Here is a 24374-nt window from a genome sequence, read left to right as displayed (position 1 = left end):
TTTCTCTTGACCCTAACGTAACGTTATAGTCTATACTTATCATCGAGAGGAGCTAGTACATGAAAACAGTAAAAGAGATGAGTCAGATATCAGGCATTAGCGTGCGAACGTTGCATTATTATGATCAGATTGGTCTTTTAAGCCCCTCCTTTATTGGGGAAAATGGCTATCGCTTTTATGATATGGACGCATTTGAACGTTTGCAAGAAATTCTTCTGTTTCGTGAGCTAGAATTTCCTCTTAAAAAAATAAAGGAAATCCTGTCGGACCCAAGCTATGACAAAGAAGAAGCTTTATGCGAGCAGATAAAATGGCTCGAATTGAAAAAAGAGCATTTGGAAAAAGTTATTTGTCATGCCAAGTCCTTGCAGGAAAATGGAGGAAACATGATGACATTTACGGCTTACGACAAGTCAGAGTTGGAAGCTTTTCAAAGAGAAGCTAAAGAACGTTGGGGAACAACGGAAGCTTATCAAGCATTTGAAAAAAATCCACAGACTGATTTTTCGGTCATTACGGAAGAAATGGCAGCGATAATGAGAGACTTTGCAAAGCTAAAAGAGCATTCTCTTTCTGATAGCAAGGTTCAAAAACAAGTTGAAACTTTACAAAGCTATATTAGTGAGCATTTTTACCCATGTGATATGGAGATTTTATCAGGTCTGGGGCAAATGTATATTGAGGATAATCGTTTCACAGCTTTTATCGATAAAGCGGCAGGTCAAGGGACAGCTAGTTTTGTCAGCTCTGCCATTGCAGAATATGTCAAAAATAGATAATTTTAAAACCAAGCTTTGAGAAAATCAGCCGATTAGAATCATGAAATAAGCGCTTACAAAATAAATAAAAAAACTGAGCTTTTGTTGAGCTCAGTTTTCTTTTCTAATTTTCCATCCCCATTTTACACAGCCTTGTCAAAGTGCTATAATAAAAAGGATTACGAATTTAGCTTTTGCTAGTTCAGTAGTTAATGATTAGGCTGTTTTCAGTCGAATCAATTAATCATGCTAAAATAAAAAAATAATCTTTACAAAGGAGACTACCCATGGGACGTAAGTGGGCCAATATTGTTGCCAAAAAAACTGCCAAAGATGGTGCTAACTCAAAAGTTTACGCTAAATTTGGTGTTGAAATCTATGTTGCTGCTAAAAAAGGTGAACCAGATCCAGAATCAAACTCAGCTTTGAAATTTGTACTTGAACGTGCAAAACAAGCGCAAGTACCAAAACACGTTATCGACCGCGCTATCGATAAAGCAAAAGGTAATACAGACGAAACTTTCGTTGAAGGTCGTTACGAAGGATTTGGACCAAACGGTTCAATGATTATTGTTGATACTTTGACAAGTAACGTTAACCGTACTGCTGCTAACTTGCGTACTGCATTTGGTAAAAACGGTGGTAACATGGGAGCATCTGGTTCAGTTTCTTACATGTTCGACAAAAAAGGTGTTATTGTCTTTGACGGTGACGATGCAGACAGCATTTTTGAACAATTGCTAGAAGCTGATGTTGATGTTGAAGATGTTGAAGCAGAAGATGGTGTAGTAACTGTCTACACAGCTCCAACTGACCTTCACAAAGGTATCGAAGCTTTGCGTGCTAACGGCATCGAAGAATTCAAAGTTACTGAACTTGAAATGATTCCTCAATCAGAAGTAACTCTTGAAGGTGAAGACCTTGAAACATTTGAAAAACTTGTTGACGTTCTTGAAGATGACGAAGACGTTCAAAAAGTTTACCACAACGTATCTGATTTCTAATCTGATATTATAAAGAAGCGCTCGGTCGAAAGGCTGGGTGCTTTTTGTTATAGTTTCAACCTATCTCCTTGATAAAAAATAACTATTGGTAATCAAGTCGCAATTGTTTTACAATATAGCTTAATTATACTGAAAGTGAGGTCTTCCTATGGAGAAAGTTGTTGTTGGCATTTCGGGAAATATCAAAGAACTTCCGGCGCGGTCTGGTTTGCCTTATGATGTGGTTTCACGGCGTTTATCTGATGGTGTCAAAGAAGCTGGTGGTCTTCCAATCATCATTCCAGTGGGGAGCCCAAATTTGGCTAAAGATTACATTAGCATGATTGATAAGCTAGTCCTATCAGGTGGTCAAAATGTTACTCCGAAATTTTATGGTGAAAGAAAAACCATTGATAGTGATAATTATAGCTTGGAGCGTGATGAGTTTGAACTGGCTTTGATAAATGAGGCTCTTAAGCAAAATAAACCGATTTTTGCAGTTTGTCGCGGCATGCAGCTGCTAAATGTCGCTTTGGGTGGTACTTTGAATCAAAAAATCGAGCATCACTGGCAAGAAGATTTTTCTGGAACATCCCAAAAAGTGGAAATCCTGCCCAACAGCCGTGTCAGCAAATTCCTTTCGACAGGTTCTTTGGTCAATTCGTTCCACCAGCAAAGTGTGAAAGAGTTGGCGCCTAGTTTGATTGCGACAGCGCGTGACCCGCGTGATGGGACAATCGAAGCCTATGAGAGCAAAGATGGTGCACCGATTTTAGGTTTTCAATGGCATCCAGAATTGCTTTTAGAAAAAGCAGAGAGTCGTAGGATTTTTAGCTATTTAGTTGAGCAGCTTTAGTGATTATAGGAGTTTAGAAGTATGATAAAGAAAAGTTTATTAGGATTAGCACTACTATTGAGTACAGGTCTGGCAGTTAATGTTGAAGCAGCTGAGCACAAAGCTGTTGTGGCAACAGCAGGAGATATTAAGCCGTTTTCTTATCAAGATAAAAAAGGTAACTTAACAGGTTATGACATCGAAGTTATCAATCAAGCAAGTAAATACATTGATGGTTACGAGTTTACTTTTAAAAAGACAGCTTGGGACTCAATTTTTGTTGGCTTAGATAGCGATATTTATCAAGTGGCTGCCAATAATCTGTCTTACACGAAAGAACGTGCAAGCAAATATCTTTATTCTGTGCCAATTGCTAAAAATCCGCTGGTGCTAGTCACTAAGGATGGTTCTGACATTAAATCACTTGATGATATTGCTGGTAAGGTGACTCAAGATGATACAGGAACATCGACAGCGAAATTTGTCGATGATTGGAATAAGAAGCACAGCGATTCACCGTCAAAAATTGAATATTCTGGCGAAGATGTCACAAAACGTTTACTTGATTTGGACAGCGGCGAATTTGATTATTTAATCTTTGATAAAATTTCCGTTGAGACGATTATCAAGCAAAAGAAACTCGACTTGACTGTTACTGATTTAAAAACAGATGACAATCCAAATAATTATATTATTTTCTCAAGTGACAGCAAGAAATTGAAGTTAAAATTTGATAAAGCAGTGAAAAAACTTTATGATAAAGGTGTCTTAGAGACGTTAAGTCAAAAATATTTAGGTGGTAGTTACTTACCAGATAAGCAAGCAATAGAGGAAGCAAAATGACAAGAGATTTTTATGAAAAATTAGCAAAAGTTCGTCATCAGATTCACGCACACCCAGAAATTTCTGAAAAGGAATTCGAGACAACAGCTTTTTTGAAAGACTATATTTCAAAACTTGGTATTCGGATTCTTGAGACGGCTTTGCCAACAGGTTTTATCGCAGAGATTGGTCAAGGTAAGCCTATTGTAGCTTTGCGAGCGGATATTGATGCTCTTCCGATTGTGGAGCGAAATACTTTTGATTATGCAAGCAAGAATGGTGCTATGCACGCTTGTGGGCATGATTTTCACCAGACTAGTCTCTTAGGTGCTGCTGAGATTTTAAAGGCAAAAGAAGAGCAGCTAAAAGGAACTGTGCGCTTGATTTTTCAGCCAGCTGAAGAAGTGTCAGTTGGTGCCTATCAAGTGATTGAAAATGGCGGTCTTAAGGATGTTTCTGCTATTATTGGCTACCACAATTATCCTCATTTGAAACCTGGGGAAATCGGGCTTCGCTCAAAAGCAATCATGGCAGCGGTCGATAAGTTTAAAGTTACCGTTAGTGGTGTGAGCGGACACGCTGCGCGTCCAGATTTTGGGACAGATACTGTCTTAGCCATCACAACGATTGTCAATAATCTTCAGGCGATTATCAGCCGTACGGTATCGCCTTTTGAGCCTGCAGTCTTGTCAGTGACGCATATTGATGTGGGCAGCGCGTGGAATGTCATGCCAGAATCAGGCTATTTTGAAGGGACAATGCGCTCATTTTCAGCAGAGACTAGACAGCATTTGCGTGATTCATTTACTAAAATTATCGAAAACACAGCTAACCAATTTGCAGCTCAAGTATCGATTGAATGGGGTAAAACACCGACATTAACTTTTAATGATGAAGAATTAACACCTTTAATTGCCAAAAATTCTGAGCGATTTGCCAAGGTTTTAGAAGTTGAACCTCTGACAATTGGTGAGGACTTTGCGGCTTATCAAGAGAAAATCCCAGGTGTTTTTGCTTTAATTGGAAGTAATGGCGATGAGAATGCAGCAGGGCTCCATCAGGATACTTTTACGGTCAAAGACGAAGCACTCGAAACAGCCGTGCAGTATTTTGTCGAAAATGCCATTTACTTGCTTGATTACTTTGCCAAAGATAAAGACTAGTTGGGTGATAAGATTTCTTTATCGCGGTGATAGAATTTAAGTATTTGTTAAGAGGCTTATCTGATGTTAAGATGTTAACAACTCTTAAAGAAGGTAGGAAATAACATGACATCATTAAAGAAAATGCTCGGCATAACAGGATTTATTCTTGCATCAACAGCGCTTCTTGCAGCATGTTCATCAGATAATTCATCAAAAACATCTTCAAGTAAGGAAGAGGTTACGTTTGCGACGGTTGGAACGACAGCTCCATTTTCATACGAGGACGATGGAAAATTAACAGGATATGATATCGAAGTAGCAAAAGCTGTTTTCAAAGATTCAGACAAGTACAAAGTGACTTTCAAGAAGACAGAGTGGTCATCTATTTTCACAGGTCTTGATTCTGGAAAATATCAGCTTGGCGGAAATAACATCAGCTACACAAAAGAACGTTCAGCTAAATACCTTTATTCTTATCCGATTGGTTCAACACCGTCTGTTTTAGTGGTCTCAAAGGACTCTGACATCACATCTTATGATGACATTGCTGGACATTCAACTCAGGTTGTTCAAGGAACAACAACGGCTGCTCAGTTGGAAAAATATAATACTGAAAACAGCAAGCAAGTTGAACTCAACTATACCAATGAAAATATTACTCAAGTTTTGACAAACTTGAACGAAGGTAAATTTGATTTCAAGATTTTTGATGCCCCAACGGTTAATACCATTATCAAAAATCAAAATTTGGATAATTTGAAAACAATTGAATTGAAATCAGATGAACAGCCATTCATTTACTTCATTTTGGGACAAGATCAAAAAGCTTTGCAAACCTATGTCAATAAACGCTTGAAAGCTTTGCAAAAGGATGGCACTTTGTCAGATTTAGCTCAAAAATATCTAGGTGGAGATTACATCCCAGCAGCAGAAGATTTGAAAATTCCATCGGAAAAATAATTCTGTTATAGTTTAAAACTATAACTAAACCCTGTTTTTAACAATTTGAAACCTATAACCAAATAGGATAGAATTAAATCACGAGTTAAATGAAAAGAGGAACATAGATATGAAATTGAAAAAATTACTTGGAGTAGCTAGTGTAGCGATTGCATCGACTGTCTTGTTAACAGCATGTGGCGGTTCAAAATCAGCTTCTAACGATTCAACACTTAAAGTTGGTATCATGACTTTGGATGATGCAACTGAACCACTTTGGGATAAGGTTAAAGAATTGGCTAAAGACAAGGGCGTTGATATTGAGTTGGTTGAATTCACTGATTACAACCAGCCAAATGAAGCTCTTCAAAATGGTGAAGTTGACGTCAATGCCTTCCAACACAAATATTTCTTGAACAACTGGAATTCAGAAAATAAAGGAACTTTGGTAGAAGCAGCTGACACACTTCTTAGCCCAATCCGCCTATTCTCAGGCACAACAGGGGATGACGCTAAGTACAAAGATGTCAAAGAGCTACCAGATAAAGCAACTATCTCAATTCCAAATGATGCTTCAAATGAAAGTCGTGCGCTTTACCTTCTTCAATCAGCTGGCTTGATTAAACTTGATGTTTCTGGTGATGAATTGGCAACAATTAAAAACATTTCATCAAATCCTAAAGATTTGGATATCAAAGAAGTTGATGCAGCTCAAACTGCTTCAACATTGTCATCAGTAGATGCTGCAGTTGTTAATAACTCATATGCTCAATCAGCAGATGTTGATTATGACACTACACTTTACAAAGAAGCTGTTGATGATAACTCAGACCAATGGGTCAACATTATTGCAGCTCAAAAAGATTGGAAAAAATCTAAAAAAGCTAAAGCAATCAAAACTTTGATTTCAGTTTATCAAACTGACGAAGTTGGAAAAGTTATCCAAGATGCAACTGACGGCGTTGATATTCCAGCTTGGGATGGCGCAAAAGTTTCATCAAGTGATAAAGATTAATTAGGAGAATCTGGCGTGTTAAAGCACGCCAATTTTCTATTAATGGAGATTGTGTTGAAAGTGCTTTAAAATTCATCACAATATGGTAGAATATTAAGTTGGAAAGTTTTGAAAAATCTTTTTGGCTAAAAAGAATAGTTCGTTAGGAAAAAGATTAGTAATGATTGAGGAGTTGAGTAAGAGTTATGACAAAACCGATTATTAATTTAGAGCATATCGATATTACTTTTCACCAGAAAAAACGCGTCATCGAAGCTGTAAAGGATGTTTCGATTGCGATTAATAAAGGTGATATTTACGGTATTGTTGGGTATTCTGGTGCTGGTAAATCAACGTTAGTACGTACGATTAACTTGCTTCAAGCCCCAACAGCAGGAAAAATCACAATTGGTGAAGATGTGACGTTTGCGGATGGAAAAGTGCAATTGAAAGGTGCTGCACTTCGTCAAAAACGTCAAAAAATTGGAATGATTTTCCAACACTTTAACTTGATGGCACAAAGAACAGCACGCCAAAATGTTGCCTTTGCCCTTCGCCACTCAAAATTGAGCAAAGAAGAAAAAGACAAGAAAGTTGCTGATTTGTTGGAATTGGTAGGACTGGCTGACCGAGCTGAAAACTACCCATCACAATTGTCAGGTGGTCAAAAACAACGTGTGGCGATTGCGCGTGCTCTTGCCAATGACCCAGAAATTTTGATTTCTGATGAATCAACATCAGCCCTTGACCCTAAAACAACTAAGCAAATTTTGGCTTTGTTGCAAGAATTAAACCAAAAACTTGGTTTGACAGTGGTTATGATTACCCACGAAATGCAAATTGTTAAAGATATTTGTCATCGTGTGGCTGTTATGCAAAATGGTCATTTGATTGAGGAAGGTTCTGTTTTAGATATTTTCTCAAATCCAAAAGAACCTTTGACGCAAGAATTTATCAAAACTGCAACAGGAATTGAAGATGCTTTGGTTAAAATTGAAAAACAAGCAATCGTGCAAAATCTTCCAAAAGATGACTTGCTTGTCCAATTGAAATACGCTGGAACATCAACAGATGAACCAATTCTTAACCAAATTTACAAACAATTCGAAGTCACAGCGAATATTCTTTACGGTAATATCGAGATTTTGGATGACACGCCTGTTGGTGAGATGATTGTTGTCTTGTCTGGTGAGGCTGCTGCACTTGCTGGAGCACAAGAAGCAATTCTTGCTGCTGGAATTGAATTAACAGTATTGAAACGAGGTGCCTAAATGATTGAATGGATTTCTACAAATTTGCCTGATGTTTACCGTATCGGCTGGGAAGGGACAAATTCTTGGTCAGATGCCTTTTCAGCAACGATTTATATGACAGGATGGTCATTTGTGATTGGTGGAATTTTAGGTCTTGTTATGGGCTTGTTCTTGGTATTAACTGGTCCCAATGGTGTCCTAAGCAATCGATTTGGTTTCAAAGTTCTTGATATCTTTACCTCAATTGTTCGTGCTATTCCATTTATCATCTTGCTTGCGATTTTAAAAGGCTTCACATACGCGATTGTAGGGACTAACCTTGGTAAAACAGCTGCTTTGATTCCTTTGTCAGCAGCGACATTTGCCTTCTATGCCCGTCAAGTTCAAGTTGTCTTTTCTGAGATGGATAAGGGTGTTATTGAGGCAGCACAGGCTTCTGGAGCAACTCTATGGGATATTATCAAGATTTACCTAAGTGAAGGTTTGCCAGAACTTATTCGTGTGTCAACTGTGACATTGATTTCGCTTATTGGTGAAACAGCTATGGCTGGTGCAATCGGTGCTGGAGGTCTTGGTTACATCGCTATTTATTACGGTTATAACCGTTCAGCAACTGATGTCACAATTGTTGCAACACTATGTATTTTGATTTTAGTCTTCATTATTCAATTTATCGGAGACTTCTTGACTAAGAAATTGAGTCATAAATAATTTTTGAGAGTACAAAAAAACAAGTTTCGATTGAAACTTGTTTTTTTATGTTTAAGCTTTTTTAACTTTATGTAAGATGAATCCCACGATAAATCCTACAACTGCAAAGCTAATCCATTCCATTGAGAATTGACCAAGTGGAACGATATTACTAAAGAAGTTTACAAGACCTGCTGGCAAGTGGAAAAGACCAGTTTGTTTAGCAAGCGTTGAGATGGCATCGTAAAGTGCTGGAACAGCTGTAAAAGCAATTGTCAGTTGGTAAACGATACGATCTTTTTCAAAGAATTTCGCTAGTAAAGAAAGTAGGATAATAACAACTGTCAGTGGATATAACAAGTAAAGTACTGGAAGTGACCATTTTATGAGGTCAGTTAGACCACCGAAGTAGAAGAATAGAGCAATCAAAGTGAAGAGAGTTGCCCAAGTAACGTGAGAAACTTTTGGTTGCAATTTGTGGAAGTATTCAGCACAAGCAGTGATCAATCCAGTTGATGTTGTTAGACATGCAAGGAAAATAGCTGCAGCGAGAATAATTTGACCGATGCTTCCAAGATAGAAGTGAGCAGCCTGGCCGAGAATATTACCACCATCGATTGGATCACCTTTGAACATGAAGTGTCCATTTGTGAAATCAAAAAGATTTTGTGAAGATGCTCCGATACGACCAACGAAGATGTAGATAAGAGCAAGAAGTGCAGTGGCAATTAATCCAGATTTGAATGTTAAAGCAGCGATTTCAGATTGTTCTTTTGCACCGTGTGATTTGCTGGCATCAATAACGATAATGGCAAAAGCAAGTGAAGCAAGGGCATCCATTGTACCATAACCTTGAATAAGTCCTGCTACGAACGGAACGTCTTTGAATGCATTACTGATATCATTAGCAGCGTTGTAAGCTGGTCCGATATCACCAGCAGGTTTGACAAATGATGCAATGACTAAAATAGCAATGATAATCAAAAGTGATGGTGTTAAGTATTTACCAATACGGTCAGCGATTTTATTTGGTTTGATAGCCAAGATGTAAGAAATTCCAAAGAAAACTAAACCGTAAATGATTTTTGCAATAACATTGTCACCAAAGATAGGTTGAATACCGATTGAAAATGATGTCGCACCAGTTCTTGGAATGGCAAAGAATGGACCAATTGATAAGTAAAGTGCGATTGAAAATAGTAAAGCATATTGACGTGAAACTGGACGTGCGAAATCTTCAATATCACTAGCTCCTGAGTAGGCAACAGCTACAACCCCTAACAGAGGAAGCGTAACACCAGTTAAACAGAAACCAAGAATGGCTAGAGCTAAGTTACTTCCAGAGTAAATTCCTAAAAAGGCTGGATAGATGAGATTACCAGCTCCAAAGAATAGAGCAAATAGCATGAAACCTATGATAATATAAATGTTTTTTACGGGTTTCATTAATGTCCTCCTAATAAATATACGATATAACATTTTGCTGAGACAATTTTTCTCATTTTACAAAATTCCATGAAGAATATTATATCGAACTCCAAAACACTCGTCAATAGAAGAAAAATACAGATTTTTTTGAAAAACTTGACTAAGCTTGCTATGACGGGGCTTAGCGTTGTTAGAAAAAATCACAAAATTTTCAAAAAATTGAGAAATTCCATGTTTTAAGCGCTACCAAATGGCCAAAAATGGCTTTGTTGGTTTGACGAAGAGCCTGATTTATATTATGATTAAACAGTTAATTATATTTATAAGGAGCTACCATGAAACGATTTATTAGTGTTTGGAATAGAACTAGCCTAATCAAACGAATCATCATTGGTGTTGTTCTTGGATTTATTTTAGGAATGACAGTTCCTAAATTATCAGGAATTGGTATTTTAGGTGATTTATTTGTTGGTGGGCTTAAAGCGGTAGCGCCATTACTTGTCTTTGTTTTGGTTGCTAGTGCATTGTCACAAAATGAAAAGGGACAAAAGACCAATATGTCAACGATTATTGGACTTTATCTTGTTGGGACCTTAGCAGCTGCCTTAGTTGCAGTTGTGGTTAACTACCTTTTCCCAATTACTCTCACCTTGGATACTGCCACGCAACCAAAATTGTCATCTCCTGAAGGAGTTGGGCAAGTTTTCCACAGTCTATTGTTAAAAATGGTTGATAACCCAATTAATGCATTGGGGTCAGCTAACTATATCGGTGTCTTAACTTGGGCAGTTATTTTTGGACTTGCATTTAGAAATTCTAATAAAACAACTAAAGACATGTTACAAACAATGGCAGAAGTTACTTCACAAGTGGTTCGTTGGATTATTAATTTAGCGCCATTTGGTATCTTAGGGCTTGTCTTTAAAACAATCTCAGACAATGGGGTTAAGATTTTAGCAAACTACGGTTTCTTGATTTTAGCTCTTGTTGGGACAATGTTTTTTGTAGCCTTGGTCGTTAATCCATTTATTGCATTTATCTTCATGCGCAAAAATCCATATCCATTGGTTTTCCGCTGCTTACGTGATTCTGGTTTGACAGCTTTCTTCACACGAAGTTCAGCTGCTAACATTCCAGTTAACATGAAACTTTGTGAAGACTTAGGATTGGATGAGGATACATACAGAGTGTCAATTCCACTTGGTGCAACTATCAATATGGGTGGTGCTGCTATTACAATCAACGTTTTAACTCTCGCCGCGGTTAATACATTAGGAATTCATGTTGATTTCCCGACAGCATTCTTGCTAAGTGTGCTATCAGCTGTTTCAGCCTGCGGAGCTTCAGGTGTCACTGGAGGATCACTTCTTTTAGTTCCTGTGGCATGTAGCTTGTTTGGTATTTCAAATGACCTAGCAATGCAAGTTGTCGGCGTTGGATTTATTGTTGGTGTTGTTCAAGATTCATGTGAAACAGCACTTAACTCTTCAACAGATGTTCTCTTTACAGCAGTTGCTGAAAAATCTGTTTGGGGTAAAAAGAAAAACGTTAAAAACTAAAAAATAGCTGAGCATTGCTCAGCTGTTTTTCGTTCTTATAAAACGTTTTTATAGCTGGTTCAAAGAATAATAATCTTTAAAATATGTCTCATTTATGGTAAAATAAAACCGCATAAGGATAACATTTTAAGGCAATTTACTTAGGAAATAGATAAGAAAGTTATTTAAGGAGAACGAGTTATGAAGAATAATTCTATCAAGACTGTTGTAGCGACAGGTATTGGAGCTGCGCTGTTTATCATTATTGGGACATTGGTTAACATTCCAACCCCTATTCCAAATACAAACCTTCAATTGCAATATGCTGTTTTAGCTTTGTTTGCTGTAATTTATGGTCCGACTGTTGGTTTCTTTTCAGGCTTTATCGGTCATGCCTTGAAAGATGCACTTCAGTACGGTTCACCATGGTGGACTTGGGTTCTAGTGAGCGGACTTATCGGACTTGCTATCGGATTGGTGTCTAAAAAAATTAATATTGAAAAAGGTCAATTGACTGGAAAAGATTACGCTTGGTTTAACGGTACACAAATCCTTGCAAATATTATTGGATGGGCAGTTATTGCGCCATATGGAGATATTTTAGTTTATAGTGAACCAGTAAGTAAAGTATTTACACAAGGTATTTTATCAGCTGTGATTAATAGCTTGACGATTGCTATTGGTGGTTCTTTACTTCTAGCGGTTTATACAAAAACACGCACAAAATCTGGCAGTTTGACAAAAGATTAAGATTTAATCTTAACTGCGATAATTAACATTCTAGTATTATTTCAGCTCGTTTTCGAGCTGTTTTTTAAGGAGTAGGATGACAAGCTTGTCCTACTCTTAATCATTTTTTAGGAGAAATATTATGAAACCCCTTATTGAATTTAAGGATTTCACTTTTAAATATGATGCTCAAGCAGAGCCGACGCTAAAATATCTTAATTTAACCATTGAGAGAGGGCAAAAAGTCTTAATTGTCGGTCCATCGGGCTCTGGAAAGTCAACGATTGGGCAGTGTCTCAACGGTATCATTCCAAATATTCATCACGGTGAAAAAACAGGACAATTTACCATTGCAGGTAAGGATGCTTTTGATCTATCTATTTATGATAAATCACATTTAGTTTCTACAGTTTTGCAGGATCCAGATGGACAGTTTATCGGCTTAACTGTAGCAGAGGATTTGGCATTTGCACTTGAAAATGACTGCCTTCCTTTGAAGGAAATGCGAGAAAAAGTCGATTATTGGGCTGAGAAACTTGATTTGGCAACTTTCTTGGATAATCGTCCGCAGGATTTATCAGGTGGTCAAAAGCAACGAGTGAGTTTGGCAGGTGTTTTGATTGATGAAAGTCCAATCTTACTTTTTGATGAGCCACTTGCTAATCTTGATCCAAAGTCAGGACAAGAAACGATTGAATTGATTGATCGCATCCACCAAGAAGGCAAGACAACGACGATTATTATTGAGCACCGCTTGGAAGATGTGCTTTATCGACACGTAGATAAAGTTGTTTTAGTCAATGATGGTCGTATTGTATTTGATGGTCAGCCTGATGAGTTATTAAAGAGTGAACTGCTAGTCGAAAATGGCATTCGCGAGCCACTTTATATCACAGCATTAAAAAACTTAAATGTTGATGTGACAAAAGCGGAGCATTTATCAGACATTAATCAGCTGGATTTGTCAGATATTACAGTAAAAGGCTTGAGTCAGTCTGGTGTTATTCTCCAAAAAGAAAATATCTTAGAAGCTAGTCATCTCGAGTTTTCATATGATGACGGCAAGAAGATTTTAAAAGACATTAGTTTTGCTGTCCATAAGGGTGAACGCATTGCTATTGTCGGAAAAAATGGTGCAGGAAAGTCAACTCTAGCAAAAGCTTTGTGTCAATTTATCACGCCAGATGGAGATATTCTCTATCAAGGAAAATCTATTATGAGTGATTCGATTAAAGAGCGTGCTGAGAAGATTGGCTACGTTCTTCAAAATCCAAATCAAATGATTAGTCAGACGATGATTTTTGATGAAGTTGCACTTGGTTTACGCTTGCGTGGTGTTAATGAGCAGGAAATCGAGCAGCGCGTTTTAGAGACTTTGAAAGTGTGTGGTTTGTACGAATTTCGTAATTGGCCAATTTCAGCTCTTTCTTTTGGTCAGAAAAAACGTGTTACGATTGCCTCAGTTTTAGTCATGAATCCTGAAATCATCTTGCTTGACGAACCGACGGCAGGACAGGATAAGAAACATTATACAGAAATCATGACTTTCCTCAATCAGTTAAACAAGGCTGGTCACACCATTATTATGATTACGCACGATATGCAGCTGATGCTAGAATATTCTGATCGCAGTATTGTTGTTGGCGATGGAAAAATCATTGCAGACTGCACGCCAGTTGATTTGTTTAGTCAGGTTGATATTTTGGATCGAGCTAATCTGAAAAAGACAAGTTTATTTGATTTGGCTGAAAAATTAGGAATCAATCCAATTGATTTGACGCATTATTACATTAAACAACAAGGAGGATGCCGTGGCTAATCATTTTATTGGTTATCAAAGTGGTCGAGGTTTCTTATATCAATTGTCTGGCGCTAGCAAATTAATCTTCTTTATCTTAGTATCTGTGGCTTGTATGACGACTTATGATACACGATTAATTGCTGTTGTTGGATTGTCATCGCTTATCTTGTTTAAAATTGCAGATATTCGTTGGAAGCAAATTTCATTTGTTATCAAATTCATTGGCTTTTTTGCGCTTTTGAATGTTTTGATGGTTTATGTGTTTGAACCAAGTTATGGCGAGCATATTTATGGCGCCAAAACGGTTTTATGGCAGGGCTATGGTCGCTTTTATCTGACAAGCCAAGAATTGTTTTATTTGTTTAATCTGGCTTTGAAATATTTTTGTACAGTGCCTTTGGCTGTGCTATTTCTCATGACGACGCATCCGAGTCAATTCGCCTCAAGTCTTAACCAGATTGGTGTGCCTTACAAGGTTGCTTATGCGGTAAGTTTGACATTGCGCTATATTCCAGATGTTCAGGAAGAATTTTACATGATTCGTATGTCACAAGAAGCGCGTGGTCTTGAATTGTCACAAAAAGAAAAATTAATGAAACGTGTCAAAGGTAATCTTCAGATTATCATTCCATTGATTTTTAGCTCTTTAGAGAGAATTGATACGGTCTCAACGGCGATGGAATTACGTCGTTTTGGAAAAAATAAAAAGCGTACTTGGTACACTTATAAAAATTTTACCTCAACAGATATTTTGACAATCGCTGTATCTGTTGTAATTATTCTTATCACATTTTTACTATTTGAATGGAATCATGGACGTTTTTACAATCCATGGCAATAAAAAAGGCTCCTTATTAAGAGCCTTTTTTTATTTCAAATAACCAAGGTAATCGAATTTTTCGAAGGTGTCATCGCTTGCGATGGCAATGATTTCGGTATCAGCTTCAAAAGGCTGATTTGGATCAATGTGTGTATCGATGGTTGCAGGATTTTTTTTGCGGATACCGATGATGTTGATTTCGAATTTATTTCGGACATCGAGTTGGAGCAGATTTTTCCCAATCCAAGAGTGTGGAATTGAGAATTCAACCATTGCCAACTTCTCTTCTAAGTGAACGATGTTATCAATGTGGTGACGAAGCATGTTAGAAGCAACGCGTTTACCAGAATCGCGTTCTGGCATGATAACTTTGCTTGCTCCGATACCATAAAGCACTTCTTCATAAGTTTTGGTTTTAGCTTTTGCGATAATATTTTTAACGCCAAGTTTTTTACAGTGCATAACGGCAAGAACAGAAGATTCAAGATTGTTACCAGTTGCGACAACAACGGTATCACATTCTCTGATACCAATAGCTTTTAAAAAGTCAATGTCTGTGATATCTCCGACAGCAGCTTTTTTAACAACGTCAGATACATTTTGTACAAGATTTTCGTTAATGTCGATAGCAATGACATCTTGGTCAAATTTGCTGAGTTCTTTGGCAACGTTTCGTCCAAAGATACCAAGTCCAAGAACACCAATTATTTTTTTTCTCATTTTATTTCCTCTAACCTACTGTGATATTTGTTTGTGCGTATTGAATTTCTTTTTCTTTCTTTTGAAGAAGACTAAGAAGAACTGTCAATGGTCCGACACGTCCGATGAACATCAATGCCATGATGACAAGTCGTCCTGAAGTTGATAATTGCGGTGTTAAATCCATAGAAACACCAACGGTAGCGATAGCAGACACAGCTTCAAAAAGCAGTGCAATTGGGTCGTGGTGCGGTTCAAATTGAAGAAGAAGGATATAACCAACAATTAAAATTGAAAAGAAGAAGATGAGCACTGTCAAAGTCTGTTTGATGACCTTATTTGCAATGATGCGGTGGCGGTAAGTAACTTCACTCTGACCAGCTAGTTCTGATTTGAAGAGTAGGAAAGTAATTGCAACGGTTGTTACTTTTACCCCACCAGCGGTACCACCAGGAGCTCCACCGATAATCATTTGAATCATGTAGAGAATGTTGGTTGCTGTATGTGTATCAAGATATGAAATCGTTGCAAAACCAGCTGTTCTCATTGTGACTGTTTGAAATAAGCTGACCATAAATTGTTGGAAAGGATTGTACAATCCAATTGTTTTAGGATTGTTAGCTTCCAAAAGCCAAGTTATAGCCGTTCCTAGTATTAAAATCACCGCTGTTGTGTCAAGTACTAAGCGTGTTTGGTTGCTTAATTTGCGAGTGAATGTTTTTAGGCGATAAGGTCTATCTGCTAAGAAAGCTTTAATAGCACGCTTGATGTCAACCCAGACTGCAAATCCGATTCCTCCAGAGACAATCAAAATCATAAAAAGGAGATTAAGTAGTGGATTTAAGACAAATGCTTTTAGACTGTCTCCGCCAAGGTTATCAAAACCGGCATTACAAAAAGCAGAAACTGCTAAAAAGATAGCATTGAAAATACCGTGTTTTACCCCAAATCTTGGAATGAAGTCAATGAGAAATAAAATCGCAATCAAGGATTCAATGATGAACGTTATTTTATAAACATTGAATAGATAGCGTTTTAAGTGGCCACTGTTGTCATAACTTAGAGCTGATTGCAAGATATTTTGGCTCGATAGATTCATACGTCGTCTGAGCAAATATGTACTAACTGCGATCAAGGTGACAAGTCCAAGACCACCAACTTGCATCAAGATGATAGCAATCACTTGCCCGAGACCGTTGTAGACATCAGCGACAGGAAAGACAGAGAGCCCAGTCACACAGACCATCGATACCACGGTAAATAAGTGGTCAAGATAGTTTGTTGCTGGTGCGTTTTGGTAATGAGTTATCGGAAGTGATAGTAAGATACTTCCTATTAAAATTACAATTAGAAAGCTAACGGTTAAACGTTGGGTACCAGATAGCCGTTTTAAAAATCTAGTCAAATGAACATCCCTTTCTTATAGCAATTAAGTGGCTGCTAGAGCCACTTATTGTCACTATTAGCCCATTAAAGAGGTTTTTTATTTGGCATACCAGCTTTACGTGGGTATTTATTTGGAGTTTCTTTTTTCTTTTCAAGAATTGTAATTTGACGACTGTCACCGTTTGGTAATTCATAGTGATAGTTTTCAATAAGTTTTGAAAAGAGTACTGACATTGCATTTTTAGCGTCAGCTAATTCTTCTTCAGCAGCAGATGCTTTAAGAGCAATCAATTGTCCGCCAACTTTTAAGAATGGAATTGTCAATTCTGTAAGAACTTGTAAGCGGGCAACGGCACGTGCAGTGACGATGTCATAGCTAGCGCGGAAAGCTTTGTCTTGTCCATAATCTTCAGCACGTCCATGGTAAAAATGAACGCCATCAAGACCAAGTTCTTCCGCCAACAAGTTAAGGAAGTTGATGCGTTTGTTAAGTGAATCGATGATTGTTACATCGATATCAGGGCACAAGATTTTAATCGGAATACTAGGAAAACCAGCTCCAGCTCCGATATCTAAGAGACGAATCTCTTGATTAGTAATTTTGCCTTGGAGAACTGGTGCGATAGAATCGTAGAAATGTTTAAGGTAGACGCCTTCTTTATCAGTGATGGCAGTCAAGTTGATTTTTTGATTCCATTCGACTAACAGTTCAAAATAGCGCTCAAATTGTTTTTTTTGAGTTTCCGATAAGTCAAATCCTTGCTTAGCAAGTCTGTCATAAAATTCTTCAGGTGTCATGTTATTAAGTTAAAGAAACTGATTAAGTTAAAATCACTTTCTCTAATGATCCTTTCAATCCAATATATATCATCTTATTTTACCATAAAAAAACTAGGAGTGACATGCATTGACTGTTTGATAAAAAGGAGTTTTTGTCTTTATTTGTGGTATTTTCTTTTAGAATTACTCGAAAATTGATATAATGAAAGCAAGAAGATATCGATTGTTTTCGCAAGAGGCTTTTAACCAAGAGTATTGGAGTTAGAAAGCTGGATTTTTAGGAAGGGTATCAAATACCCAAGGAGGAATTTATGATTTTTGTTATTATTGCTATTGTTGCTGTTCTAGTACTTTGGGTAGTTGCTGCTTACAATGGACTTGTTAAAAGTCGTATGCAAACCAAAGAATCTTGGAGTCAAATCGATGTTCAATTGAAACGTCGTAACGACCTTATTCCAAACTTGATTGAAACTGTTAAAGGATACGCAGCTTATGAAGAAAAAACATTTGCTAAAATCACTGAATTGCGTAGCCAAGTTGCACAAGCTCAAACACCAGCAGAAGCAATGCATGCTTCAAATGCTCTTACAAAACAATTGTCAAGCTTGATTGCAGTTGCTGAAAATTACCCTGAACTTAAAGCAAATAACAGCTTTGTTAAATTACAAGATGAATTAACAAACACTGAAAATAAAATTTCTTATTCACGTCAATTGTTCAATACAACTACAGCAAACTACAACGTGAAACTAGAAACATTCCCAACAAATATTGTTGCAGGTCTTTTCGGATTTAAACCAAGTCAATTTTTGGAAACTCCAGAAGAAGAAAAAGAAGTACCAAAAGTGTCATTTGATTTTTAATCAATTCTATTTTAGAAAAAATTTTTAAGATAGTTATCTTAAAAGAAAGGAAAGGGAGTCTCTTTAGGTCGTTTTTAACTGGAAGAGACTCTTTCAGTTATACAGAGAATTATGCTATATGATCAAATTGCTAGCAATAAACGTAAGACGGTTGTGTTGCTATTTGTATTTTTTATGTTGCTAGCTGCTATTGGAGCAGCAGTAGGCTATCTGTGGTTGGATAGTCTGGGATTTGGCGTTGTTATTGCGCTGATTGTTGGTGGCATTTATGCTGGAAGTATGATTTTTCAGTCAACAAATGTCGTCATGTCAATGAATAATGCTCGTGAAGTCAGTGAGGCTGAGGCACCACAACTTTACCACATTGTTGAAGACATGGCTATGGTTGCTCAGATTCCAATGCCGCGAGTTTTCATTGTTGAAGATGATTCGCTTAATGCCTTTGCAACAGGTTCAAGTCCGGAAAATGCAGCAGTAGCTGCAACTACAGGATTGCTTAAGCTTATGAATCGTGAAGAGTTAGAGGGTGTTATCGGGCACGAAGTGAGCCACATTCGAAATTATGATATTCGTATCTCAACGATTGCTGTTGCACTTGCCAGTGCTATTACATTGATTGCAAGTTTTGGAAATCGAATGATGTGGTTTGGTGGTAGCCGCCGTCGTTCTGATGACCGTGATGAGGGTGCGTTAGGTATTATCATTTTGATTTTATCATTAATCTCTCTTATTCTAGCACCGCTTGCTGCGACACTAGTTCAGTTGGCAATTTCGAGACAGCGTGAATTTTTAGCGGATGCAAGTTCTGTTGAATTGACACGAAATCCTGAAGGAATGATTAAGGCATTGCAAAAACTTGAACAGTCATCACCGATGCATCATACAGTAGATCAAGCAAGTGCTGCGCTATATATTAATGATCCTTTGAAAAAAGGCGAACGATTTAGTTCTTTGTTCAATACGCATCCTTCAATCTCAGATCGTATTGACCGACTTCGCCATATGTAGAAAAATATTAAAAGCTTACATTTGATGTAAGCTTTTTTATGATAATCAAAAAAGAATTTTCTTGTAATAGATTTGACATCAATATCATAAAGACAAGAGCTAAAAAAGCTGGTATAATGGTAAGGAAATTTTAAAAGAGGTAAATTATTGATGATTGCTATTTCAGAAATAAAGAAAAATGCTGAAGGGATTGCTTTTAATGAATCTTTGAACATTAAAGAAACATTAATGCAACGTTCTAGCGAAGTTTTAGACGTCAAAGAAGTGCGTGTTGACGGCATTGTTTCATATGATGATGGGTTGTATTTGTTAAACTATCGCTTGGATTACACTATTACATTGCCATCTAGCCGCTCAATGCAACCTGTTGATGTGCACCAAGTTGAAGATGTCACAGAAGTTTTTGTTGAGGCTGCAGATCTTCATTCTAAAGAAGATTTAGTCAAAGAAAATCTTGCTTTAGTATTAGAAAATGATTTTATTGATTTGGAAGAAAGTGCGATTGATAACATCCTTTTGACAATTCCAATGCAAGTATTAAGTGATGAAGAACGTCAATCAGAAGACATGCCTTCAGGACAAAATTGGTCTGTCATGACAGAAGATCAATACGAAGCATTGCAAAATGAAAAGAAAAAGGAAAATAACCCATTTTCAGCTTTAAATGGCCTTTTTGAGGATTAATATAATTTACATTAAATAGATAAAATTTTCTTGAATTATCGCTTACACTTTGATATACTTTTAGGGCACTATAGTATACTTGGCTGAAGAGTCATTTCTGAGAAAGATATTAAAAAGGGATAGAGTGATGGATGGATTTTTCTCATGAATGAAACAAAAAATTAAAGCGATAATTAGGGCTGTGTACTAGGCAAATAATTAGATTTTATAATCTTTACATTAAATAAAAGGTTGGTGACAATGAGTAAAAAGATTTTAATTATTGAGGATGAAAAAAATCTTGCACGCTTCGTGTCTTTAGAGCTACAACACGAAGGGTATTCAGTAGTTGTTGAGACAAATGGGCGTTTAGGTTTACAAACGGCTTTAGATGATGATTTTGATTTGATTCTATTGGATTTGATGTTGCCTGATATGGACGGATTCGAAATTACACGTCGTCTTCGTTTAGAAAAAGAAACTTCAATTATCATGATGACAGCTCGTGATTCAATCATGGATATCGTTGCTGGTCTTGATCGTGGTGCAGATGATTACATCGTAAAACCATTTGCTATTGAAGAATTATTAGCGCGTGTTCGTGCAGTGTTCCGTCGTCAAGAAGCTAATTCTAAAAATGACAAAGAAGGCCAAGCAAAAGAGGGACTGTTAGGACTTCGTCTTAATCCACAAAATCGTTCTGCTGTACGTGGAGACGATGAAATTTCATTAACAAAACGCGAATATGATTTGTTGAGCGTTCTTCTTTCAAACGTTAACCGTGTGATGACACGTGAAGAATTGCTTGCAAGTGTTTGGCGTTATGACACAGATATCGAAACAAACGTAGTGGACGTTTACATCCGCTACCTTCGTGGTAAAATTGATATTCCTGGTAAAGAATCATATATCCAAACTGTTCGCGGAATGGGTTATATTATTCGAGAAAAATAATGATAAAATGCTTTAAGAAGTCATTATCTAAAAAAATTTCTGCAAAAACTTTTCTGTGGATTTTGTTGATTCTATCAGCTTTCAACTTGATTATTTATTTTGGTGTCACACGAATTTTTCTTTCAAGAGATCGTTATAACACCGAACAATCCACAGAAGTCGTTCGTGAATTTTTATCTAAAGAAACTTCTCTTTCACAAGAGAAGTTATTAGATTTGTTGAAACAATTTGGTGCTTCAGGTTCGCTTATTGAAGATAGTAATAATAAATATATCCTTGATAGGCAAGGTGGCATTGATGAATTGATTTTTGATAATCAAGAAGTTTCTGTTTTTAATAAAGACAAACAATTAGTTTTGACAACTGATAAAGTATTATCGACTATGAAAATTGGAAAAGTTGGTGAAACGGCAATGTACCGTTCACCATCTTTTAATGGTTTTTATCAGAGTGAAAAAATTTATTCTAAAGACAGTCGAGAGCTTATCGGGTACGTAACGGTCTACCAAAGTATCACGTCGTATTTTATGTCGCGTCATGCTTTTGTGGTGGTTACGTTGTTATGTGAACTTGTTGAAGCTTGCTTGATTTACTATTTAGTCTTTACAGTATCTCATAAAACATTGAGACCACTACGAGAATTTCAAACATTTGTTGATGGACTTGCTGAAAATCCAAGTGATTTAGCATTACGTTCGAATATTCAATCTGGTGATGAAATTGAAGAATTATCACAAACTTTTGATAGTGTTTTAGAGCAAATTGAGGGATTTGCCAAACGACAAACACGTTTTGTAAGTGATGTTAGCCATGAATTACGCACACCAATTGCTGTCATTAAAGGGCACTTAGGCTTGCTGCAACGCTGGGGAAAAGATGATCCAGAGATTTTGTGTGAAAGTCTTGATGCTGCTTATCATGAGGCAGATCGTATGTCGATTATGGTAAATGACATGCTAGATATGGTTCGTGTCCAAGGAAGTTTTGATCTTCATAAGGGAGAAGTTACAGATTTAAAACAATCGATTGATGTTGTTTTAGGAAATTTCCGTATTCTGTATCCTGATTTCCGTTTTTCATTAGTTTCATCGGTTGATGATTGTATTTATGCTGAAATTTATAAACATCATTTTGAACAAGCTATTTTAATCTTGATTGATAATGGCGTTAAATATTCTTCAGGTAACAAAAACATTCATGTGACTTTGGATGTTTTAGGTGATAATGCGATTGTAAAAGTTCGTGATGAAGGTGAGGGAATTTCACAAGATGACCTTAATCACATCTTTGAGCGATTCTATCGCACTGATAAGTCACGTAACCGTGTTTCGACACAAGGTGGGCTTGGAATTGGCTTAGCTATTCTTAAGCAAATAGTGGATGCTTATGAACTCAAAGTTAGCGTCAGCAGTGTTGTTGATGAGGGAACTGAGTTTACTTTAATCATTCCACTTGTTACGACAGAAAAAATTAAAAAGACAGACTGAGCTTTCTCGGTCTGTTCGTTTTTCTAATGAAGTATGAGAAATATTTTGTTAGAAAAGGGATGACAACAGCTAGCCAGCTTAGGCTGGTATGACTTTCATAATGATTGATATTATGGTAAAATAAAGTATTAGAATAATTGGTAGAATGGGGTGTTTGCATGCGTTGTCCAAAATGTAATTATAATAAATCGAGCGTTATTGATAGCCGTCAAGCTGAAGACGGAAATACTATCAGACGACGTCGAGAATGTGAAAATTGTCATGCGCGATTCACAACCTTTGAACGCGTTGAAGAACTACCCTTGCTAGTGATAAAAAAAGATGGAACGCGTGAACAGTTTTCTCGAGAAAAAATCCTAAATGGTATTTTTCAAAGTGCGCAAAAACGTCCAGTATCGAGTGACGATATTGAGCAAGTTGTGTCACGTATCGAACAAAAAATTCGTAGTGAATACGAAAGTGAAGTTCCAAGTACTGTGATTGGTAATCTTGTTATGGATGAGTTGGCTGAGCTTGATGAAATTACTTATGTTCGCTTTGCCTCAGTCTACAAATCATTTAAAGATGTTGATGAAATCGAAGAACTTCTTCAGCAGATTACTAGTCGTGTTCGCAGCAAGAAGAAAAGAAGTAAGCTAAATGAGACCGATTGATGAATTTTCTTATGTAAAAAATAATAAGGTTTTGCTGGATTCTGATAGTCTGACTCAGCTTTATCATCCAGTGATTGGTAATCATGCGGTTTTGTTGTATGACTATCTTTTAGCTTTCTTTGATGATGGGGTTAAGCGTCACAAGTTTAGTGAAATTCTTAACCACTTACAACTTAGCATGCAAGAAGTTGAAGAAGCTTTTGCTATTTTGACAGCAGTTGATTTGTTGGTTTTATATCAAACACGTGATGCATATGTTTTGAAACTTCAGCCTGCGCTTGCTCGTGAAATTTTTCTGGCAAATCCGATTTATCGTCGCTTGCTAGAGCAAAGAATTGGTGAAGTTGCGGTTGCTGAATTAGACATTGTTTTGCCTGATGGGGCGCGTGACCTTTCTAAAAAATTCTCTGATATTTTTTCAGTGGATGAAAATCCAAGTGTGCCTAAGCAGGTTTCAAAAAATCATTTTGATTTAGATAGTTTTGAACGCTTGATGCTGCGTGATGGCTTGCGCTTCAAAGACGAGAAAAATGATGTTGTGATGATTTACAGTTTGGCTGATAAATACACGATGAACTGGTTTGATACTTACAACTTGGCAAAAAGTACAGCAATCAATGGGACGATTTCGCCTAAGCGTATGACTGTACAGCTTGAGCAGAAAAAAGTTAGCACTAATCAAACCAACGAACAATTTGATGCTAAAGAACAGGTCATCATTCGTGAAGCTAAGAAAACTTCTGCTAGAGAGTTTCTTGAAAAAATCAAAGCACCAAAACGTGCTGTGGTTACGGAAAGTGAACGAAAATTGTTAGAAGAATTAGCTAATATGAACTTCTTAGATGAAGTCATCAATGTCATGGTGCTCTATACGTTGAATAAGACGCAATCAGCTAATCTCAATAAGCCTTACATCATGAAAGTGGCAAATGATTTTGCATATCAAAAGGTTGCATCAGCTGAAGTTGCAGTTCTAAAAATGCGTAGTTTTGCACAACGTAACAAAGAGCGCAAGGCTAAGCCAAAAGTAGCTAAGACTAACGTTCCTGAGTGGACAGCTAAAGAATACAAACATGTTGCGACAGCTGAAGAAAAGGCAAAACTTGAAGAGCTTAAGCGTAGCATGCTAGAAGATTAAGGAGTGAG

The 24374-nt window shown here is 37.0% G+C and carries 24 protein-coding genes; 20 read left to right on the top strand and 4 right to left on the bottom strand.

What is annotated here, in order from left to right; genetic code table 11:
* Positions 1–59 precede the first annotated feature (59 nt).
* From ACNTMY_RS07895 to ACNTMY_RS07855, 9 genes are all read left to right on the top strand, one after another.
* Positions 60–779 (top strand): MerR family transcriptional regulator, encoded by a 720-nt coding sequence (locus tag ACNTMY_RS07895; protein ID WP_423216047.1) that lies wholly within the window; start codon positions 60–62, stop codon positions 777–779.
* Between the two features lie 266 nt (positions 780–1045).
* Complete coding sequence (locus ACNTMY_RS07890; RefSeq protein WP_423216046.1) at positions 1046–1762, top strand: YebC/PmpR family DNA-binding transcriptional regulator; 717 nt, start codon at positions 1046–1048, stop codon at positions 1760–1762.
* A 148-nt stretch (positions 1763–1910) separates the two neighbouring features.
* Positions 1911–2597, top strand: coding sequence for a gamma-glutamyl-gamma-aminobutyrate hydrolase family protein (locus ACNTMY_RS07885; RefSeq protein WP_423216045.1), 687 nt, complete (start codon positions 1911–1913; stop codon positions 2595–2597).
* Positions 2598–2618: 21 nt separating this feature from the next.
* Positions 2619–3419, top strand: a complete 801-nt coding sequence (locus tag ACNTMY_RS07880) for a transporter substrate-binding domain-containing protein (RefSeq protein WP_423216044.1) — start codon at positions 2619–2621, stop codon at positions 3417–3419.
* Positions 3416–4561 carry an amidohydrolase gene (locus ACNTMY_RS07875; protein WP_423216043.1) on the top strand — a complete coding sequence of 382 codons (1146 nt, stop codon included), beginning with the start codon at positions 3416–3418 and terminating at the stop codon, positions 4559–4561. Before ACNTMY_RS07880 ends, ACNTMY_RS07875 begins: the two co-directional genes overlap by 4 nt.
* 105 nt (positions 4562–4666) lie before the next feature.
* A complete protein-coding gene (locus ACNTMY_RS07870; protein ID WP_423216042.1) occupies positions 4667–5503 on the top strand; it encodes an amino acid ABC transporter substrate-binding protein in 837 nt (278 codons plus the stop codon).
* A 109-nt stretch (positions 5504–5612) separates the two neighbouring features.
* Positions 5613–6497: a MetQ/NlpA family ABC transporter substrate-binding protein gene (locus tag ACNTMY_RS07865; protein ID WP_423216041.1), complete on the top strand. Its 885-nt coding sequence runs from the start codon at positions 5613–5615 to the stop codon at positions 6495–6497.
* Between the two features lie 185 nt (positions 6498–6682).
* On the top strand, positions 6683–7747 hold the full coding sequence (locus ACNTMY_RS07860; protein WP_423216040.1) for a methionine ABC transporter ATP-binding protein: 1065 nt from the start codon (positions 6683–6685) through the stop codon (positions 7745–7747).
* Positions 7748–8440: a methionine ABC transporter permease gene (locus ACNTMY_RS07855; protein ID WP_423216039.1), complete on the top strand. Its 693-nt coding sequence runs from the start codon at positions 7748–7750 to the stop codon at positions 8438–8440.
* A 51-nt stretch (positions 8441–8491) separates the two neighbouring features.
* Here ACNTMY_RS07855 and brnQ read toward each other — a convergent pair whose 3' ends face one another.
* Complete coding sequence (brnQ, locus tag ACNTMY_RS07850) at positions 8492–9865, bottom strand: branched-chain amino acid transport system II carrier protein (RefSeq protein ID WP_423216038.1); 1374 nt, start codon at positions 9863–9865, stop codon at positions 8492–8494.
* A 317-nt stretch (positions 9866–10182) separates the two neighbouring features.
* Here brnQ and sstT point away from each other — a divergent pair, with 317 nt between their 5' ends.
* From sstT to ACNTMY_RS07830, 4 genes are all read left to right on the top strand, one after another.
* Positions 10183–11406 (top strand): serine/threonine transporter SstT, encoded by a 1224-nt coding sequence (sstT, locus tag ACNTMY_RS07845; RefSeq protein ID WP_423216037.1) that lies wholly within the window; start codon positions 10183–10185, stop codon positions 11404–11406.
* A 180-nt stretch (positions 11407–11586) separates the two neighbouring features.
* Positions 11587–12135 carry an ECF-type riboflavin transporter substrate-binding protein gene (locus tag ACNTMY_RS07840; protein ID WP_423216036.1) on the top strand — a complete coding sequence of 183 codons (549 nt, stop codon included), beginning with the start codon at positions 11587–11589 and terminating at the stop codon, positions 12133–12135.
* Between the two features lie 121 nt (positions 12136–12256).
* Positions 12257–13933 (top strand): ABC transporter ATP-binding protein, encoded by a 1677-nt coding sequence (locus tag ACNTMY_RS07835; RefSeq protein ID WP_423216035.1) that lies wholly within the window; start codon positions 12257–12259, stop codon positions 13931–13933.
* Positions 13926–14756, top strand: coding sequence for an energy-coupling factor transporter transmembrane component T family protein (locus ACNTMY_RS07830; RefSeq protein WP_423216034.1), 831 nt, complete (start codon positions 13926–13928; stop codon positions 14754–14756). The genes ACNTMY_RS07835 and ACNTMY_RS07830 overlap by 8 nt, the downstream gene beginning before the upstream one ends.
* 27 nt (positions 14757–14783) lie before the next feature.
* On the opposite strand, the gene ktrA is transcribed toward ACNTMY_RS07830, so the two are convergent.
* The 3 genes from ktrA to rsmG form a co-directional block, all read right to left on the bottom strand.
* Positions 14784–15455, bottom strand: a complete 672-nt coding sequence (gene ktrA, locus ACNTMY_RS07825; protein WP_423216033.1) for a potassium uptake transporter gating subunit KtrA — start codon at positions 15453–15455, stop codon at positions 14784–14786.
* A 10-nt stretch (positions 15456–15465) separates the two neighbouring features.
* The gene (locus ACNTMY_RS07820) at positions 15466–16839 is read right to left on the bottom strand and encodes a TrkH family potassium uptake protein (RefSeq protein WP_423216032.1); all 1374 of its coding nucleotides are present in this window, start codon (positions 16837–16839) and stop codon (positions 15466–15468) included.
* Between the two features lie 65 nt (positions 16840–16904).
* Entirely contained in the window at positions 16905–17618 is a 714-nt protein-coding gene (gene rsmG, locus ACNTMY_RS07815) for a 16S rRNA (guanine(527)-N(7))-methyltransferase RsmG (protein WP_423216031.1), read from the bottom strand.
* Positions 17619–17911: 293 nt separating this feature from the next.
* On the opposite strand from rsmG, the gene ACNTMY_RS07810 reads away from it, so the two are divergent.
* The 7 genes from ACNTMY_RS07810 to ACNTMY_RS07780 all read left to right on the top strand — a co-directional run bounded on the left by ACNTMY_RS07810 (position 17912) and on the right by ACNTMY_RS07780 (position 24366).
* On the top strand, positions 17912–18463 hold the full coding sequence (locus tag ACNTMY_RS07810) for a LemA family protein (protein WP_021143013.1): 552 nt from the start codon (positions 17912–17914) through the stop codon (positions 18461–18463).
* Between the two features lie 111 nt (positions 18464–18574).
* Positions 18575–19471 (top strand): zinc metalloprotease HtpX, encoded by an 897-nt coding sequence (gene htpX / locus ACNTMY_RS07805; protein ID WP_423216030.1) that lies wholly within the window; start codon positions 18575–18577, stop codon positions 19469–19471.
* 150 nt (positions 19472–19621) lie between these two features.
* Positions 19622–20155 carry a YceD family protein gene (locus tag ACNTMY_RS07800; RefSeq protein WP_423216029.1) on the top strand — a complete coding sequence of 178 codons (534 nt, stop codon included), beginning with the start codon at positions 19622–19624 and terminating at the stop codon, positions 20153–20155.
* Positions 20156–20395: 240 nt separating this feature from the next.
* Positions 20396–21088 carry a response regulator transcription factor gene (locus tag ACNTMY_RS07795; RefSeq protein ID WP_423216028.1) on the top strand — a complete coding sequence of 231 codons (693 nt, stop codon included), beginning with the start codon at positions 20396–20398 and terminating at the stop codon, positions 21086–21088.
* A complete protein-coding gene (locus ACNTMY_RS07790) occupies positions 21088–22575 on the top strand; it encodes a HAMP domain-containing sensor histidine kinase (RefSeq protein WP_423216027.1) in 1488 nt (495 codons plus the stop codon). Before ACNTMY_RS07795 ends, ACNTMY_RS07790 begins: the two co-directional genes overlap by 1 nt.
* A gap of 158 nt (positions 22576–22733) precedes the next feature.
* Entirely contained in the window at positions 22734–23228 is a 495-nt protein-coding gene (nrdR, locus tag ACNTMY_RS07785; protein ID WP_278487794.1) for a transcriptional regulator NrdR, read from the top strand.
* On the top strand, positions 23215–24366 hold the full coding sequence (locus ACNTMY_RS07780) for a helicase loader (RefSeq protein ID WP_423216026.1): 1152 nt from the start codon (positions 23215–23217) through the stop codon (positions 24364–24366). Before nrdR ends, ACNTMY_RS07780 begins: the two co-directional genes overlap by 14 nt.
* Positions 24367–24374: the final 8 nt, after the last annotated feature.

Source organism: Streptococcus equinus, assembly GCF_049393735.1.
GTDB lineage: Bacteria > Bacillota > Bacilli > Lactobacillales > Streptococcaceae > Streptococcus > Streptococcus equinus_G.
The sequence above is the reverse complement of the archived record's forward strand: the minus strand, read 5'-3'. Positions and strand labels throughout refer to the sequence as shown.

Coding starts and splice junctions, on each gene's coding strand:
- ACNTMY_RS07895 (WP_423216047.1), top strand. CDS start 60: ATGAAAACAGTAAAAGAGATGAGTCAGATATCAGGCATTAGCGTGCGA.
- ACNTMY_RS07890 (WP_423216046.1), top strand. CDS start 1,046: ATGGGACGTAAGTGGGCCAATATTGTTGCCAAAAAAACTGCCAAAGAT.
- ACNTMY_RS07885 (WP_423216045.1), top strand. CDS start 1,911: ATGGAGAAAGTTGTTGTTGGCATTTCGGGAAATATCAAAGAACTTCCG.
- ACNTMY_RS07880 (WP_423216044.1), top strand. CDS start 2,619: ATGATAAAGAAAAGTTTATTAGGATTAGCACTACTATTGAGTACAGGT.
- ACNTMY_RS07875 (WP_423216043.1), top strand. CDS start 3,416: ATGACAAGAGATTTTTATGAAAAATTAGCAAAAGTTCGTCATCAGATT.
- ACNTMY_RS07870 (WP_423216042.1), top strand. CDS start 4,667: ATGACATCATTAAAGAAAATGCTCGGCATAACAGGATTTATTCTTGCA.
- ACNTMY_RS07865 (WP_423216041.1), top strand. CDS start 5,613: ATGAAATTGAAAAAATTACTTGGAGTAGCTAGTGTAGCGATTGCATCG.
- ACNTMY_RS07860 (WP_423216040.1), top strand. CDS start 6,683: ATGACAAAACCGATTATTAATTTAGAGCATATCGATATTACTTTTCAC.
- ACNTMY_RS07855 (WP_423216039.1), top strand. CDS start 7,748: ATGATTGAATGGATTTCTACAAATTTGCCTGATGTTTACCGTATCGGC.
- brnQ (WP_423216038.1), bottom strand. CDS start 9,865: ATGAAACCCGTAAAAAACATTTATATTATCATAGGTTTCATGCTATTT.
- sstT (WP_423216037.1), top strand. CDS start 10,183: ATGAAACGATTTATTAGTGTTTGGAATAGAACTAGCCTAATCAAACGA.
- ACNTMY_RS07840 (WP_423216036.1), top strand. CDS start 11,587: ATGAAGAATAATTCTATCAAGACTGTTGTAGCGACAGGTATTGGAGCT.
- ACNTMY_RS07835 (WP_423216035.1), top strand. CDS start 12,257: ATGAAACCCCTTATTGAATTTAAGGATTTCACTTTTAAATATGATGCT.
- ktrA (WP_423216033.1), bottom strand. CDS start 15,455: ATGAGAAAAAAAATAATTGGTGTTCTTGGACTTGGTATCTTTGGACGA.
- rsmG (WP_423216031.1), bottom strand. CDS start 17,618: ATGACACCTGAAGAATTTTATGACAGACTTGCTAAGCAAGGATTTGAC.
- ACNTMY_RS07810 (WP_021143013.1), top strand. CDS start 17,912: ATGATTTTTGTTATTATTGCTATTGTTGCTGTTCTAGTACTTTGGGTA.
- htpX (WP_423216030.1), top strand. CDS start 18,575: ATGCTATATGATCAAATTGCTAGCAATAAACGTAAGACGGTTGTGTTG.
- ACNTMY_RS07800 (WP_423216029.1), top strand. CDS start 19,622: ATGATTGCTATTTCAGAAATAAAGAAAAATGCTGAAGGGATTGCTTTT.
- ACNTMY_RS07795 (WP_423216028.1), top strand. CDS start 20,396: ATGAGTAAAAAGATTTTAATTATTGAGGATGAAAAAAATCTTGCACGC.
- ACNTMY_RS07790 (WP_423216027.1), top strand. CDS start 21,088: ATGATAAAATGCTTTAAGAAGTCATTATCTAAAAAAATTTCTGCAAAA.
- nrdR (WP_278487794.1), top strand. CDS start 22,734: ATGCGTTGTCCAAAATGTAATTATAATAAATCGAGCGTTATTGATAGC.
- ACNTMY_RS07780 (WP_423216026.1), top strand. CDS start 23,215: ATGAGACCGATTGATGAATTTTCTTATGTAAAAAATAATAAGGTTTTG.